This window comes from Microbacterium sp. Nx66 (assembly GCF_904066215.1).
In the GTDB taxonomy this organism is placed as follows: domain Bacteria; phylum Actinomycetota; class Actinomycetes; order Actinomycetales; family Microbacteriaceae; genus Microbacterium; species Microbacterium meiriae.
This window is the reverse complement of the sequence record NZ_LR880474.1, coordinates 137,304-152,437: the sequence shown is the minus strand read 5'-3', so window position 1 is coordinate 152,437 and position 15,134 is coordinate 137,304. Positions and strand designations below refer to the sequence as shown.

Sequence of the window (15,134 nt, the reverse complement as noted above, 5' to 3'; positions counted from 1 at the left end):
CCCCATTCATCGCGTTCCGGCACGCGTCCGCGCACACGGAAGCCCCCGCCCCCTCAGGCGACCGCCGAGCACCCTTTCGGGCAGGGTGGACTCGGTCCGGGCCTCCGCCAGCCTGCCCGGCTGCCGCGGAGGCCCCCGTCCGAACCGGGGGAATTCACCCCTCCTTTTCACCCCGGGCGCACGCCGGAGGGCGCACCGGGGTCCCGATGCGCCCTCCGGTGGTCGCGGGCCTACTCGCGAGAGCCGATCTCCTCGATCGGGCGGCGGCGCAGCGCGGCCCCTGTCGCGACCCGCAGCGCGACGAGGGCGAGTGCGCCCATGCCGCCGACGATCGCGAGGGAGCCGAGCACGGGCATCGCCGGGAGCGGCTGCCCGGAGATGCCGTAGCTCATCCCCATCAGCGGCGGGATCGCCACCAGCACACCGAAGACCATCGCGAGGGCGGCGATCAGGATCGCCTCGGTGCGCATCGTGGCGCGCACCTGTCCCCGGGAGGCGCCGATGAGCTGCAGCAGGGCGAACTCCCGGGACCGCTCCCCCGTCGCCATGACGAGCGTGTTCACGACGGCGATCGCGATGTACCCGAGGATGACCAGCAGACCGATGAGGCTCACCCATCCCTGCTGCGACACGGCCTCGGTCATGCTGGGCTTCTGACCCGAGCCGGGGGCCACCTGCAGACCGTCGGCGGCGAAGGCGTCGGCCGGCGCGTCACCGTCCACCGACACGAGGGCGAACGAGTCGAGCGCTGCGGAGGTGTGCGCGCGGACGTGGTCGACCGCCATGGTGAGATCGCCGAACCCGAGACCGCGCTCGTAGATGCCGACCACGGTCGCCTCCAGCGGCGCCCCGTCGCCGAGGACGCCCGTCACCGGGTCGCCGACGTCGAGGCCGAGCGTGTGCGCCGCATCGGCGCTGACCGCGACGGTCGCACCGCCGTCGAGGGCGGTGAGGGACCCCTCCTGCACCCGCAGGTCGAGCAGGCCGTCCGCGGTCGTCGGGTCCACGCCCTGGAGCACGTACTCCGTGCGCTCGATCTGACCTTCGATGTCGAGCGAGTCGAGCACCGCGGTGCTGGCGACCACGCCGGTCGCTGCCGTCACCCCCGGCTCGTCGCGCAGCGCGCCGACGGCGTCGGGGGAGAGCCCGGCCGGGGCGGCCACACGCAGGTCGGCGGTGACCCCGGCCCGGGCCTGGGTCGCGGCCTCGTCCGCAACGATCGCCGGCCCGCCGATCTGCACGAGACCCAACCCGATGCCGAGGGCGATCGGGAGGATCGCGGCCGCCATCCGCCGACTGCCCGCGGTGGTGTGGGCGGCGGCGAGGAAGCCCGCGGCCGACGAACGACGCAGCACCGGCCCGACGAGGCGCACGCACAGGGCGACGAGCCACGGTCCCAGGAGCGCGAGCGCCACGATGAGCATGATCGCGGCCCCGGCGGAGGCGCCCACCGCTGCGTCGCCGCGGAGCATCAGCGGGACGGTCGAGACCGAGACGCCGGCGGCGGCGAACACGATGCCGGTGATGATGCGGGGCAGGCCGATCGGGCCCTGGCCCGTCGAGGACTCGCGCAGCGCCTCGATCGGATCGAGGCGGGCGGGGCGCCGGGCCGCGATGCGCGCCGCTCCCCAGGCCGCTCCGAGCACCAGCACCAGTGCGCTCAACGCCGGGAACGGGCTCAGCGCGAGGGCGAAGTCGCCGGGGATGACTCCTCCGGCCACGAACGCCGACTGCAGTGCGGAGGACAGCAGGTACCCCGGGGCGATCCCGAGCAGCGCGGCGACGACGGCGACCGCGAGCGTCTCCCGCGCGATGAGGGCGTGCACCTGCGACGGGGTCGCCCCCACCGCGCGGAGCAGGGCATACTCGCGGCGACGCGCCTGGACCGACAGCGACAGCGTGCCGGCGACGATGAAGAGGGCGACGAGGATGCAGGTGCCGACGAACGCGCTGCCGATAGCGATGAGCAGGGTGCGCGCCGCCGCCGAGTCGAGGAACTCCACGTCTCCTCTGGCGTCTCCGGTCCGGGCGACCAGATCCGGGAACGCCTCGCGGATCGCGACCGCCGTGCGCTCGGGGTCCCCGTCGACGAACACGCCGAGCGCCTGCGGGGCCCCGTCGTGCGGGTCGAGGTCGCTGATGCGCTCGTCCGTCAGGAACACCGACACCGCGCGCTCCGGCAGGCTCTCCGCCGAGACCACACCGACGACCGTGTACGTCGCCGCGATGCCGCCGTGGGCGAGCGCAAGGGAGTCGCCCACGGCGTGCCCGGCTCCGGAGACCACCACGACCTCGTCGTCGGCGGCGGGCTCCCGCCCCTCCGCGAGCGTGAAGCCGGTGAGTGCCGTCGCGGACCAGGGGTGCGCCTCGACCACGGCAGGGGCCGTCCCGCCGGGCACCGACAGAGGCACGGTCACGTCGGCGACCACGGCCTCGACGCCCGGAAGCGCAGCGATCTCGCGCGCGGCGTCGGCGGGGACGGGAGCGCGCTCACGCAGCGGCACCGGCAGGTCCTCCGGCACGTCGACCTGCTGCACCGCCCCGACGACCACCTCGGCCGCCGTGTAGCGCTGCGGGGCGAGGCCGCCGCGGATGCCGGACTCGACGAGCACGCCGAGTCCGGTGACGAGCGCACTCGCGACGAAGATGGCGACGAAGACCCCGGCGAGACTGCGCCGATGATGACGGAGGTCGGCGCGGATGATCCGTCCGAGCCCGAGCGGCGCGGCCGACATCACCACTCCCCCAGCGTGCTCATGCGATCCGTGATCTGCTGCGGGGTGCCGCCGTCGAGATGTCCGGCGAACGCCCCGTCGGCGAGGAAGATCACCCGGTCGGCGTGGGACGCCACCACGGGATCGTGGGTGACGACGACCACGGTCTGATGCAGCTCCTTCGCGGTGTGCGCGAGGAGGTCGAGCACCTGCTTCCCGGTGCGGGAGTCCAGGGCCCCGGTGGGCTCGTCGCCGAACACGACGTGCGGGCGGGTGATGAGGGCTCGGGCGATCGCGACGCGCTGCTGCTGTCCGCCGGAGAGCTCTGCAGGGCGACGGTGGCGACGGTCGGTGAGCCCCACCGCGTCGAGCAGCGTCTCGAGCCGGCCGTGATCGAGGGGGCGGCGGCCGAGGCGCAGCGGGAGGGTGATGTTGTCCTCCACGCTCAGCGCCGGCAGCAGGTTGTAGGCCTGGAAGACGAAGCCCACGTGGTCGCGGCGGAAGGCCGTGAGCTGCCGGGGCGTGAGCGCGGAGATCTCGGTGCCGCCCAGGTGCACCGTGCCACTGGTCGGGCGGTCGAGACCTGCGGCACTGTGCAGCAGTGTGCTCTTGCCGGAGCCGGACGGCCCCATGATCGCGGTGAACGAGCCCCGCGCGATGGCGAGGTCGATGCCTCGGAGTGCGGTCACCCGGGTGCTGCCGGAACCGTAGGTCTTGACGAGGCCGCTGAGGCGCAGGGCCTCGGCGGGGGCCGCTTCGACGAGCGGCGCAGAGGAGAGGGAGGTCATGCTTCGACGGTAGGAAAGCCGCGCGACGGCTCCCATCCCGCACGGTGCCGCATCGATGGTGGAGCTGGCTCTACCGCGGGCCGCGGGGCGCTCGGGCAGACTTGCAGGGTGAACGACGGATGGATGCGCCGCTGGCTGCGTGGATGGCTGCCCGATGCGCGGTTCCTCGCCGTCGAACTCGGGGCCTCCGTCGTGTCCCTCGCGCTGTTCTGCGTCATCCTCGTGCTGCTGCCGCTCATGCTCATCACGGGCGGGGTGCTGCTGCTCCCGCAGGTCGTGCAGGTGCTGCATGCCTGGAGCGACCGGGCGCGCCGCCGGATCGGACGCCGGCGCGGGGAGGACCTCCCCCCGCTCACGCGCACGCTGCCGCGCGGCGCGACGATCGACGAACGGCTCCGCTACGCCTTCTCTCGCGCCACCGCCCGAGACGCGCTGTGGGTCACGGTGCACGCCTTTCCGGTGATGTGGCTGTCGCTGCTGACGCTCGCGCTGCCCCTGTCCGCCGTCAACAGCCTCGCCGTCACCTGGTACTGGCAGTTCGCCCCGGCCGACGACCCGGTGGGCTCACCGTACCCGGTCACGTCGTGGGAGCTGGCGTGGACCATGCCGCTCGTCGCCCTCGCCTATGCGGTGGCCGCGCTGTTCCTCGTGCCGGTGGTCGCCCGGCTGGTGGCGTTCGTCTCGGCGAAGCTCCTCGCGACGCCGCAGAAGTCGCGCCTCGCCGCCCGCGTCGACGCGCTGACTCGCAGCCGCGCGGCCGCCCTCGACGCCCATGCCGCCGAGCTCCGTCGCATCGAGCGCGACCTGCACGACGGCGCCCAGAACCGCCTGGTGAACGTCGTGATGATGCTGGGGATCGCGGAGCGCGCCCAGGAGACGGGTGGCGACGTGCTCGAGCCGTTGCGGCGCGCGCAGGACGCGGCGACCGATGCCCTCGCCGGCCTCCGCCGCACGGTGCACGACATCTATCCGCCGATCCTCGACGAACTGGGTCTCGAGGGGGCGCTCGCCTCGCTCGCCGGGCGCAGCGTCGTCCCGTGCACGCTCGACGCCGCGGACGTCGGTCGGGTGCCGGCAGCGGTCGAGTCGGCCTCGTACTTCGTGGTCGCGGAGGCGCTGACCAACGTGAACAAGTACAGCGCCGCGACCCGCGCCACGGTGCGGGTCGAGCGAGAGGGCGAGCTGCTCCTCATCGCGGTGGAGGACGACGGGGTCGGCGGCGCGGTCGAGCGTCCGGGCGGGGGTCTCGCGGGGATCCGACGCCGGGTGGAGGCGTTCGAGGGCACGATGGACCTGTCGAGTCCCGCCGGGGGACCCACCATCCTGCGGACGGAGCTGCCATGCGGATCGTGATCGCGGAGGACGACACCCTGCTGCGGGAGGGCCTCGCGCTCCTGTTGCGCAGTGAGGGCTTCGACGTGATCGGCGCCGTGCCGGATGCCGAGGGCTTCCTCGCCCTCCTCGACGAGGCCGATGCGGCGGTGGTCGACGTGCGGATGCCGCCGACCTTCACCAGCGAGGGGCTCAAGGCCGCGGCCGAGGCGAGAGCCCGCCGCCCGGGCTTCCCGGTGCTCGTGCTCTCGGCGTACGTGGAGGACCGTTACGCGGGGGAGCTTCTCGCGGCGGGGGCGGACGGCCTCGGCTACCTGTTGAAGGAGCGCGTGGGCAAGGTCGCCGCGTTCGTCGACGCCCTGCGCCGGGTGGCCGCCGGGGGGACCGTGATGGACCCCGAGGTCATCTCGCAGCTCATGAGCCGGCGTCGCGCCGACGACCCCGTGCAGACCCTCACTCCGCGGGAGCGTGAGGTGCTCGGGCTGATGGCCGAGGGCCTGGACAACACCACCATCGCCGCACGCCTGTTCGTGACGGAGACCGCGGTGAGCAAGCACATCGGCAACATCTTCGCCAAGCTCGGGCTCGCCGCCAGTGACAGCGGCCACCGCCGCGTCCTCGCCGTCCTCGCCTATCTCCGCGGCTGACGCTTCCGCCCTGGTGCTCGGCGCGCTTCGATGCCATGCTGACCGGGATGAAGCGCTCCACCACGATCACCGCCGCCGTCGTCGCCGTCGCCGTCGCCGGCTTGATCGTCGCGGCCGCTCCTGTCGTGGTCAGCGCCGCGTCCGCCGTGTTCGACGTCACCTCGTGGGCATCGGAGCGCTTCGCCGTCGAACCGTCACCGATCCCCAGCCCGGCGGCCCTGAAAGCCGAGGACACGGCCGAGGACGAACTCGTCGACCTGGGTGACGGCATCAGCGTCCCCGCCGGCGGACCGGGGGACTGCACCACCAACGCGTTCATCACCATCGGCAGCGACGACGGCTCCCCGATGCACGCGAAGCTCCTCGGCGAGCTCGTGGACATGGGCGCGTCGGAGCTCGCGGGCGGACCCGTCACCCTGGATGCGGACGGGCGGATCTTCTCGTACGAGGTGCAGTCCGGAGACAGTCTGATCGCGATCGGCGAGCGCTTCTGCGTCGACTACGTCACTGTCGGCAGCTTCAACCATGTGCGCGGCTTCGAGCCGATCGCGCCGGGCGACGTCCTCTACCTCCGTCCGGACCCGACTCTTCCGTTCGTCGACATCTACGGGCCGTACAACGCCGCGCCCGGCTCCTCCACGATCGCGTACTACGACGGAGTGGCGGCGTTCTCGACCGCCGTCGCCACCGCCGACCTGGGCGCCGCGAGGTGGCTGTGGCAGCGCCTGGAGAAGGACATGCCTCCCGAGACGGCCGCCGTGATCTCGCAAGCGCTCCACGACGACGACCTCCCCCTCCTCCGCCGCCTCTTCCCCTAGCCCCCTCCCCCCGTCCCTCCCCCCGTCCCGCTGAGACCCCGGGTTGTCGTCGAGACCCCGGGGTCTTCGCGTCGCCACGCGGGGGTCTCGCCGCGTACCCGGGGTCTCGGCGAAGAGAGGGAGGAGAAAGTTAGTATTCGGTGTTGCTAAGTACCAGTACTCAGTGTTACTTTGTACCGGTACCCAGCAACACTGAGTACCGAACAGAAGACACAGGAACGAGAGGAGGGTACCGATGGGCAAGCAGATGACCGAGATGCTCAAGGGAACCCTGGAGGGCATCGTGCTGGCCCTCCTCGCCGAGCAGCCGGCCTACGGGTACGAGATCACGGCACGAATCCGAGACCACGGGTTCACCGACATCGCCGAGGGCACGATCTACGCACTCCTGGTGCGCATCGAGCAGAAGAACCTCGTCGACGTCGAGAAGGTGCCGAGCGAGAAGGGTCCACCCCGGAAGGTGTACACCCTGAACGCCCAGGGCCGACAGGAGCTCGAGGAGTTCTGGACCACCTGGAGCTTCCTCAAGACGCACATCGAACAGCTGGAAAAGCGCGACACCGAGAACAAGGAGAACTGAGCATGGCCGCGAAGTGGATCGAAGCGATCACCGGATCACTCGAAGAGAAGAAGCAGTACAAGCAGGCGCAGGCCCGCATCAACGCCCTCCCCGAACCGTACCGGGAGATGGCGAAGGCCCAGCAGCGCTACAACCTCTACTACGGGGGCCTCACCGACGGCGACACCATCGTGAAGATGTTCCTCGACATCGCCGACATGTGGGAGCGCGCCGCGATCGACGGCACCCCGGTCAGCGCGATCGTCGGCGACGACCCGGTCGAGTTCGCCGAGAACTACGCCGCGGCGTACGGCGGTCGCCAGTGGATCGACAAGGAGCGCGCACGCCTCATCAAGGCGTTCGACGACGCGAAGAAGAAGGAGGAGGAATCATGACGACGCCTGCGATCTCCGTCCGCGGCATCGAGAAGTCGTACAAGGACCTGCACGTGCTGCGCGGCGTCGACTTCGAGGCGGAGCGGGGATCGATCTTCGCCCTCCTCGGGTCGAACGGCGCGGGCAAGACCACGATGGTCCGGATCCTCTCCACGCTGCTGAAGGCGGATGCCGGCGCCGCGTCGGTGCAGGGCATCGACGTCGCGGCGGACCCGCTCGGCGTGCGGGAGAGGATCAGCCTCACCGGGCGGTTCGCCGCGGTCGACGAGATCCTCACCGGACGCGAGAACCTCGTGCTCGTCGCGAAGCTGCGGCACCTGCCCGACCCGGGTGCGGTGGCCGACCGGCTCCTCGCACGCTTCCGGCTCACCGAGGCCGGGGGCCGCAAGGTCGGCACGTACTCCGGCGGGATGCGACGCCGGCTCGACATCGCGATGAGCCTGGTCGGCGACCCCGAGGTCATCTACCTCGACGAGCCGACCACGGGCCTCGACCCCGAGTCGCGCATCGAGGTGTGGGACGTCGTGAAGGAACTCGCGAGCGGCGGCACGACCGTGCTGCTCACCACGCAGTACCTCGATGAGGCGGAGCAGCTCGCCGACCGCATCGCGATCCTGCACGAGGGCCGCATCATCGCGAACGACACCCTCGCCGGACTGAAGCGGCTCCTTCCGCCCGCGAAGGTCGAGTACGTCGAGAAGCAGCCCACCCTCGAGGAGATCTTCCTCACCCTCATCGGCCCTTCGACGGGCTCAGGGACCCAGGCGGGCTCAGGGACCCGAGTCCAGAGAGGAGATGCAGCATGACCACGCACTTCGCCGCCGACACGGCGACGCTCACCGGCCGCTCGATGCGGCACATCTTCCGCAGCCCCGACACGATCATCACCACCGCGGTCACCCCGATCGCCCTGATGCTCCTGTTCGTGTACGTCTTCGGCGGCGCGCTCCAGCAGAGCACCGGCGCCGAGAACTACGTGAACTACCTGCTGCCGGGCATCCTGCTCATCGCGATCGCGTCGGGCATCGCATACACGGCGTTCCGGCTGTTCACCGATATGCAGAGCGGCATCTTCGAGCGGTTCCACTCCATGCCGATCGCCCGGTCGAGCGTCTTGTGGGCCCACGTGCTCACGTCCCTCACGGCGAACGCGATCACCCTCGCGATCATCTTCGGGGTCGGGTTCCTGATGGGCTTCCGCACCGGGGCGAGCGTCTGGGCCTGGCTCGGAGTGATCGGCATCCTGATGCTGTTCACCCTGGCGCTCACCTGGCTGGCGATCATCGCGGGTCTGAACGCCAAGACCGTCGACGGGGCCAGCGCCTTCTCGTATCCGCTGATCTTCCTCCCGTTCATCAGCTCGGCGTTCGTGCCGACCGACACCATGCCGGCTCCGGTGCAGTGGTTCGCGGAGAACCAGCCGGTGACCTCGATCGTCAACTCCATCCAGGCGTTGTTCGCGGGGGAGCCGGTCGGGTCCGACATCTGGGTCGCGCTCGCCTGGTGCGTCGGGATCCTCGCGGTCGCCTACGTCTTCGCGATCATCTCCTACCGGAAGAAGGTCAGCTGATCGACGTCCAGCGAGACGGAACGCTCCGACCGGGGACTCTCCCCGGCCGGGGCGTTTCGCCGCGCTCGGCGCGTGTTCTCCCGGCCGCGTTCCGTCGCGTCGGGTTGCGTCAGGTCGCAGATTCTCGCTGAGGTCGCAGCTTCGCCCGGAATCCGTGCGACCTCGTGCGGATCTGCGACCTCAGCGAAGCCCGACCGGACCGAGCACCACACGGCGACCCGTCCGGACCCAGATCGCGCCGTCGGCACGGTGCTCGGCGCGGGTCGTGAAGCGGTAGCGGTAGGACACGGCTCGCACCCACCGCGGCCGCTCGCCGTGGAAGGGGTCCACCCGCAGCATCCGCAGCGTCGGGGCATCAGCCTCCAGCAGCCGCACGAGGAACACGGAGAACCAGTCGTCCAGCGAGTGCCCGAGCGGCAGGAACCACATCAGCCAGTCCAGCCGCAGATGATACGGAGCGAACTGCCGCGGGATCCGCCGCACGTCCCCCGGCTTCCCCCGGAACTCGTACTCGCGCCAGTGCCGGCCCTCCTCGTCGTCCGACCCCTCGACGACGATCTCGACCCGCTCCCGCGTGACCGTGCCGAAGGCTCCGTAGGCGTTGGCGAGCTGCCAGCGGTTGAAGCTCGCGTTCATGAGCTGCCGTCGCGCGAAGAGGTTGCGCACCGCGGGCACGCTCAGCACGACGAAGAGCACACCGACCGCCGAGGTCGCCACGACCCACCACAGCGGCATGCCCGACACCGTCCACGGCAGCGAGGTCTCCGGCGTCCGCTCCGGAGTCCCGATGCCGGGGAGGCCGATCGCGGAGAACCCGAGCACGATCGTGGCCCAGTTCAGCCACGCGAAGTTCCCGGTGAGCACGAGCCACAGCTGCGTCGCGATCACGATCCCCCCGGCGACGGCACCGACCCACGCGGCCCCTTCGACAGGCTCAGGGACCCAGCCAGCGCTGTCGGGGAGCCAGAGGGACAGGATCGGCGCGAAGAGGAAGAACGGCACGACGAGCTGCGCGACGTGGTTGCCGACCACCTCGAGCTTGTGGAACCACCGCGGCAGCAGATGCGCCTGGCGGCTCAGCGGCCCGGGCATCGGCTGGGTCTCGTGGTGGAAGGTCATCGCGGTGAGGTCGCGCCACTCGCGTCCGCCGCGGATCTTGATCATCCCGGCGCCGAACTCCAGCCGGAACAGCAGCCACCAGAACAGCACGATCACCACAGTCGGCGGCGGCTGGTCGTTCGAGCCGAGGAACGCCGCGAGGAACCCCGCCTCCAGCAGCAGCATCTCCCACCCGAACGAGTAGAACGTCTGCCCGACGCTCACCACCGACATGTAGCCGAACCACAGGGCGAGGAACGCGAGCATCGGCACCCACGGCGGTCCGAGCTGGGGAACCCCGACGACGAGCAGCGCGGCGACGACGATCCCCGCCCAGGACAGGGCCACCAGGCGCCGGTCGGTGTAGCGGACGCGGGTGAAGAGCGTGGGGTGCAGCAGCTTCCGGCGCTCGCGCTTCTGCGTCACCCAGTCGAGCAGCACGGGCGCGGGCAGGAGCCCGTGCTCGCCGAGGAGCGGACGGAACTGGTTGAGCGTCGAGACGAACGCGACGAGGTACAGCGCCGCGATGCCCCGCTGCAGGACCTCGCGGGCGAACCCGAAGTCGACCGCCGCGAACCCGTCCACGGCCACAGGCTACGCCGCGACCCGCCGGCCGATGAGGGGGTTGCGTGTTCCGGAGATCAGTTCTGCATCGCGATCTGCTGGCCCTTCACGAGCGGATACGCCGCGAGCTCGGAGCCGTCGAGATCCTCCTTGTGCATGTCCACACCCGTGATCTGGCTGTTCTCGTAGGTCGTGTAGTAGTACACGCCGGTCGCGGTGTTGGCGCACGACGAGTAGATGGTGATCTCGTACTTGTCCTCGTCGCCGACCTGCACGCACCCGCGCTGCTGGGCGACAGAGCCGAGGATCTGGAAGAACTGGCTGATCGACTCCGACTCCGACGTCCCGCACACCGAGTTCATGCGTGTGAACACCGCCTTCACGAACCGCGACGACGACGACAGGTCGCCCGGCAGGCCGATCCCGCCCATGCCCCGGCTGTAGAGGTCCATCGGGACGTCCGAGGCGAAGGTGTTCTCCGGCTGCCGCTTCGAGAGGTGCTGATAGTCGTTGAGCCGGAAGCTCTGGATGTCGAACGTGGGATTGTTCGTGAGCACGCCCCACGGGTTGTCATACACCTTGAGGCCGCCGCGCACGCTCTCGACCGTGATCGACGCGCTCTTGTCGGCGATGATCCAGTGCAGCGGCGACAGCGGGAACTCCGGGCTGAAGTTGATGTCCACGAGACTCACCGACCGCAGGGCCTCTTTCACCTCGGCCACGGTCTCGAACTGTCCGAGAACCCAGGGGATGAACTCGAACGGCGTGACCTCGGTGTCCCCCGACCCCGGTGCCGGATAGTGCGCGTTGTCCGGGAAGTTGAGCCCGGCCATGCCGAGCCCCTTCTCGTTGACGGCGTCGTAGTAGAGCGGGTAGCCGTCGGCGATCGTGGCGATCCCGATGATCGCGTGATGCGTCGGCAACGACGGCAGCCGGTGGAACGGGAACGGGAAGTTCCGCGGCGTGACGGTCACCGTCTCGTTGTAGGAGAACTCCAGATCGAGGTTCCTCCCGAAGTAGTGGTCGGCGGTCGTGAAGCTCAGTCCTGTGCACATCGGTCTCTTCCCCCCTCCGCGACCCGGGCGGGTCGGCGAGTGCGGGCCATGCTTCCACCTTCCGGGCATGAGCATAAGGGGGGCTCACCCACGACGAAGGAGGGCCTCCCGCTGCGGGAGACCCTCCTTCGAGACGTGCGACGGGTGTCAGCTGGTGACGGTCCAGTCGAACTGGTCGCCGTACTCCTCGAGCCACGCGTCGACCGCGTCGGCTTCCTTGCCCTCGCCGTACTCGTTGACCACGAGGTCTTCGAGCGCGCCGTACTGCTCGTCGTCCAGCTTGATCTTCTTGATCAGCTCGGCCGCCTCGGGGAACTCGTCCGCGAAGCCCGTGGTGCCCAGGAAGTGCAGGCCCTCGGCCTCGCCCATGGCACCCTTCGGGTCCTCGAGGTCCTTCACGGGGAAGGCGTCGTTCGCCCAGAACGGACGCCACAGCGTGACGACGATGTCCTCCTTCTTGTCGGTCGCGGTCTTCAGCTCGGTGAGCATCGCCGCGGTCGACGAGGTGACGAGCTCGTACTCGCCGTCGAGGCCGTACTCGGGCATCATCTTCTGGGTCTGGGCGGTCAGGCCCGCACCCGGCTCGATGCCGTAGATCTTGCCGTCGAAGTCGGCGCCCTTGCCCGCGAGGTCCTCGATCGAGGTGAGCTCGGAGTACTCCGGCACCGCGAGGGTCAGCTTGGCGTTCTCGTAGTACGTGCCGAGGTCTTCGATGTCGTCGCCGTAGGTGTCCATGTAGGAGGCGTGGGTGAGTTCCGGCCACGCCGACGGGTACATGTCGACGTCGCCCTGCGCGAGTCCGGTGTAGAGCGGGCCGGCCTCGGTGAGCGTCTTCATCTCGACCGTGTAGCCGATCTTCTCGAGCTGGTCCTGCAGGAGGTAGGCGGTGCTGAGGCCGTCGGTCCAGGAGGGCAGGAACCCGAGGGTGATGGTGCCCTTGTCCTCGGCACCGTCGCCGCCGCCGCTCGTGCCGCCGGCGCCGTCGCCGCTGCATCCGGCGAGGGTGAGCGCGGTGGCTGCACCGAGGGCGGTGATGGTCAGGATCTTCTTCTTCATGTGACTCTCTCTCTTGCGTTCCGTATGTGATTCAGGAGGTGCGGACGAGGCCGCGGGACAGCTGTGCCGGATCGAAACCGTGCCGGGAGCCGCGCCCACGCGACCGTTTTCCATCCCGCACCGGACGAAGGGGGGTGGGGGACGGAGACGGGGGCGCGGGGCGGGGCGCTCAGGCGCGGGCGAGCTCGGACTCGGTCGGGGCGGAGTCGGCGGGCGCGGAGGCAGCGGGCTCCGACGCCACGGGGGCGGAAGGCCGGGACGAACCGCGACGCTTCAGCATGCCGAGGAGCGAGGAGCGATTCTCGCCGGGCGCGCCCAGAGCGGCGGTCACCCGGTCGAGGAACACGGCGATGAGCACGACGCCCAGTCCCGCCTCGACACCCTTGGGGATGTTGATCGTCGAGATCGCCTCGACGACCATCTTCCCGAGCCCGTCGGCTCCGGCCATACCGGCGATGACCGCCATCGACAGCGCGAGCATGATGACCTGGTTCACGCCGGCCATGATGGTCGGCATCGCGAGCGGCAGCTGGATCCCGCGGAGGATCTGACTCGGCGTCGCTCCGAAGGCGTGTCCGGCCTCGACGGTCTCGGCGTCGACACCGCGGATGCCCAGCTCGGTCAGGCGCACGCCGGGAGGCAGCGCGAAGATCACGGTGGCGACGAGTCCGGGCACCACACCGATGCCGAAGAACACGATCGCCGGGATCAGGTACACGAAGGCCGGCATGGTCTGCATGAAGTCGAGCACCGGCTTCAGCGTCGCGCGCACCGTCGCATTGCGCGCCGACCAGATGCCCAGTGGCGCCGCGATCAGCACGGCCACGACGGCGGCGACGAGGACCAGCGCGAGCGTCTGCATCGCCGGGACCCAGAGGTCCATGGCGACGATGAGCCCGAACGACAGGATCGTGCCGATCGCGAGCTGCCACGACCGCACGACCCAGGCGATCAGCGCGGCGATCACGATGATGACCGCGAAGTGCGGGGTGAGGAGCAGGCGGGTCAGGCCGTCGACGAGGAAGCTCACCACGAACGAGACCGCGTCGAGCAGACCGTCGAGGTTGGCGGTGATCCAGTCGACGCCGGCGGCGACCCAGTCGCCCACAGGAATGCGGAAACCGTCCATCAGCGCACCTCCTCCGTGTCGACCTGGGCCTCTGAGCCGAACCCACCCTGGGTCCCTGAGCTCGTCGAAGGGCCGGGCTCGGCCGTCCATCCGTCGTCGAGCACGGCGTCGATCTCAGCCTGGGGCATGGGGGTCATCGGCAGCAGGATCTCCTCGGTCGCTCCGGGCCCGGGACCGAGCGCCGCGAGCAGGGTGACGCGCGGGATCACGCCCGCGAGGCGGCCGTCGGCATCCGTCACCGCGAGGGGCAGCGGCGACTCGACGGCGGGGACGAACAGGTTCATGAGGACGTCGTCCTCGCGGACGCTCTGCAGCACCGGCTTGATGATCGAGTCGAGGCGCGTGGCGCCCTGACGGACGAGCTTCACGGCATCGCGGTCGGTGACGACGCCGACCAGCTGGCGATCCTTGCCGACCACGTAGGTCGCCGACATGTAGGCGTCCCGCATCTGGCGGAGCGCGGTGCGGGGACCGGCCGACTCGGCGACGACGGGGCGCGGACGCTCCATGACGTTCGCGGCGGTGAGCACGCGCGCGCGGTCGACGTCCTGCACGAACTGCTCGACGTAGTCGTTCGCCGGGTCCATGAGGATGTCCTCCGGCGTGCCGATCTGCACGATGCGCCCGTCGCGCATGACGGCGATGCGGTCGCCGAGGAACATGGCCTCGTTGAGGTCGTGCGTGATGAAGACGATGGTCTTCTGGAGCTTCTGCTGCAGCTCCAGGAGCTGCTCCTGCATCTCGCGGCGGATCAGCGGGTCGAGCGCGCTGAAGGCCTCGTCCATGAGCAGGATGTCGCTGTCGGCGGCGAGGGCGCGGGCGATGCCGACGCGCTGCTGCATGCCGCCGGAGAGCTCGGAGGGCAGCTTGTCTCCCTGGCCCTCGAGTCCGACGAGGGCGAGGATCTCCTCGGCCTTGGCCTGGCGCTCGGCCTTGCCGACCCCCTTGAGCTCGAGCGGGTAGGCGACGTTCGCGGCGACCGTGCGGTGCGGCAGCAGCGCGAAGTGCTGGAACACCATCGAGATGCGGTCGCGGCGGATCTCGCGCAGGCGCGCGGCCGGGATCCCCGTGATCGGGTCGCCGCCCACGGTGACGGTGCCGGCGGTGATGTCGTGCAGGCCGTTGAGCATGCGGATGATGGTCGACTTGCCCGATCCGGACAGGCCCATGATGACGAAGATCTCACCGCGGTTGACGGTGAAGCTGGCGTCGATGACCGCGGCGGTCCCCGCGTCGGCGACCGCCGTGCGGCTCTCCCCGGCCTTCAGTCGGCGGACGGCGGCGCTCGGATTCCTCCCGAACACCTTGTACAGATGGCGCGCTTCGAGTGCTGTTTCGGACACGTTTCCCCTGCGGCTCGGCCTTCGGGTGGCTGAGCCTGCTTCGGTTACGCCCGGGTGATCCTCACG

At 70.2% G+C, this 15,134-nt stretch carries 14 protein-coding genes; 7 read left to right on the top strand and 7 right to left on the bottom strand.

All coding sequences use genetic code 11. From position 1 onward, the window contains the following. Nucleotides 1–230 precede the first annotated feature (230 nt). Nucleotides 231–2,735, bottom strand: a complete 2,505-nt coding sequence (locus MICNX66_RS00725) for an FtsX-like permease family protein (protein ID WP_187662902.1) — start codon at nucleotides 2,733–2,735, stop codon at nucleotides 231–233. Further along, nucleotides 2,735–3,502, bottom strand: coding sequence for an ABC transporter ATP-binding protein (locus tag MICNX66_RS00720; RefSeq protein ID WP_187662901.1), 768 nt, complete (start codon nucleotides 3,500–3,502; stop codon nucleotides 2,735–2,737). Before MICNX66_RS00720 ends, MICNX66_RS00725 begins: the two co-directional genes overlap by 1 nt. 108 nt (nucleotides 3,503–3,610) lie before the next feature. On the opposite strand from MICNX66_RS00720, the gene MICNX66_RS00715 reads away from it, so the two are divergent. The 7 genes from MICNX66_RS00715 (at nucleotide 3,611) to MICNX66_RS00685 (ending at nucleotide 8,823) form a co-directional block, all read left to right on the top strand. Further along, nucleotides 3,611–4,855 carry a sensor histidine kinase gene (locus tag MICNX66_RS00715; protein WP_232089146.1) on the top strand — a complete coding sequence of 415 codons (1,245 nt, stop codon included), beginning with the start codon at nucleotides 3,611–3,613 and terminating at the stop codon, nucleotides 4,853–4,855. Further along, entirely contained in the window at nucleotides 4,843–5,481 is a 639-nt protein-coding gene (locus MICNX66_RS00710; protein ID WP_187662900.1) for a response regulator transcription factor, read from the top strand. Before MICNX66_RS00715 ends, MICNX66_RS00710 begins: the two co-directional genes overlap by 13 nt. A 47-nt stretch (nucleotides 5,482–5,528) precedes the next feature. Beyond that, nucleotides 5,529–6,299, top strand: a complete 771-nt coding sequence (locus MICNX66_RS00705; protein ID WP_187662899.1) for a LysM peptidoglycan-binding domain-containing protein — start codon at nucleotides 5,529–5,531, stop codon at nucleotides 6,297–6,299. 235 nt (nucleotides 6,300–6,534) lie between these two features. Then, the gene (locus MICNX66_RS00700) at nucleotides 6,535–6,879 is read left to right on the top strand and encodes a PadR family transcriptional regulator (protein ID WP_187662898.1); all 345 of its coding nucleotides are present in this window, start codon (nucleotides 6,535–6,537) and stop codon (nucleotides 6,877–6,879) included. A 2-nt stretch (nucleotides 6,880–6,881) separates the two neighbouring features. Next, nucleotides 6,882–7,253 (top strand): DUF1048 domain-containing protein, encoded by a 372-nt coding sequence (locus tag MICNX66_RS00695; RefSeq protein WP_187662897.1) that lies wholly within the window; start codon nucleotides 6,882–6,884, stop codon nucleotides 7,251–7,253. Then, complete coding sequence (locus MICNX66_RS00690) at nucleotides 7,250–8,059, top strand: ABC transporter ATP-binding protein (protein ID WP_187662896.1); 810 nt, start codon at nucleotides 7,250–7,252, stop codon at nucleotides 8,057–8,059. Before MICNX66_RS00695 ends, MICNX66_RS00690 begins: the two co-directional genes overlap by 4 nt. After that, on the top strand, nucleotides 8,056–8,823 hold the full coding sequence (locus tag MICNX66_RS00685; RefSeq protein ID WP_187662895.1) for an ABC transporter permease: 768 nt from the start codon (nucleotides 8,056–8,058) through the stop codon (nucleotides 8,821–8,823). The genes MICNX66_RS00690 and MICNX66_RS00685 overlap by 4 nt, the downstream gene beginning before the upstream one ends. Nucleotides 8,824–9,003: 180 nt before the next feature. Here the strand turns inward: MICNX66_RS00685 and MICNX66_RS00680 are convergent, their stop codons facing one another. The 5 genes from MICNX66_RS00680 to MICNX66_RS00660 all read right to left on the bottom strand — a co-directional run bounded on the left by MICNX66_RS00680 (nucleotide 9,004) and on the right by MICNX66_RS00660 (nucleotide 15,068). Then, a complete protein-coding gene (locus MICNX66_RS00680; RefSeq protein WP_187662894.1) occupies nucleotides 9,004–10,506 on the bottom strand; it encodes a lipase maturation factor family protein in 1,503 nt (500 codons plus the stop codon). A 56-nt stretch (nucleotides 10,507–10,562) separates the two neighbouring features. Then, nucleotides 10,563–11,540, bottom strand: coding sequence for a choloylglycine hydrolase (gene bsh / locus MICNX66_RS00675; RefSeq protein WP_187662893.1), 978 nt, complete (start codon nucleotides 11,538–11,540; stop codon nucleotides 10,563–10,565). A gap of 147 nt (nucleotides 11,541–11,687) precedes the next feature. Beyond that, a complete protein-coding gene (locus MICNX66_RS00670) occupies nucleotides 11,688–12,596 on the bottom strand; it encodes a glycine betaine ABC transporter substrate-binding protein (RefSeq protein ID WP_187662892.1) in 909 nt (302 codons plus the stop codon). A 169-nt stretch (nucleotides 12,597–12,765) separates the two neighbouring features. Next, a complete protein-coding gene (locus tag MICNX66_RS00665) occupies nucleotides 12,766–13,725 on the bottom strand; it encodes an ABC transporter permease (protein ID WP_187662891.1) in 960 nt (319 codons plus the stop codon). Beyond that, nucleotides 13,725–15,068 (bottom strand): quaternary amine ABC transporter ATP-binding protein, encoded by a 1,344-nt coding sequence (locus MICNX66_RS00660; protein WP_232089145.1) that lies wholly within the window; start codon nucleotides 15,066–15,068, stop codon nucleotides 13,725–13,727. The genes MICNX66_RS00665 and MICNX66_RS00660 overlap by 1 nt, the downstream gene beginning before the upstream one ends. Nucleotides 15,069–15,134 lie beyond the last annotated feature (66 nt).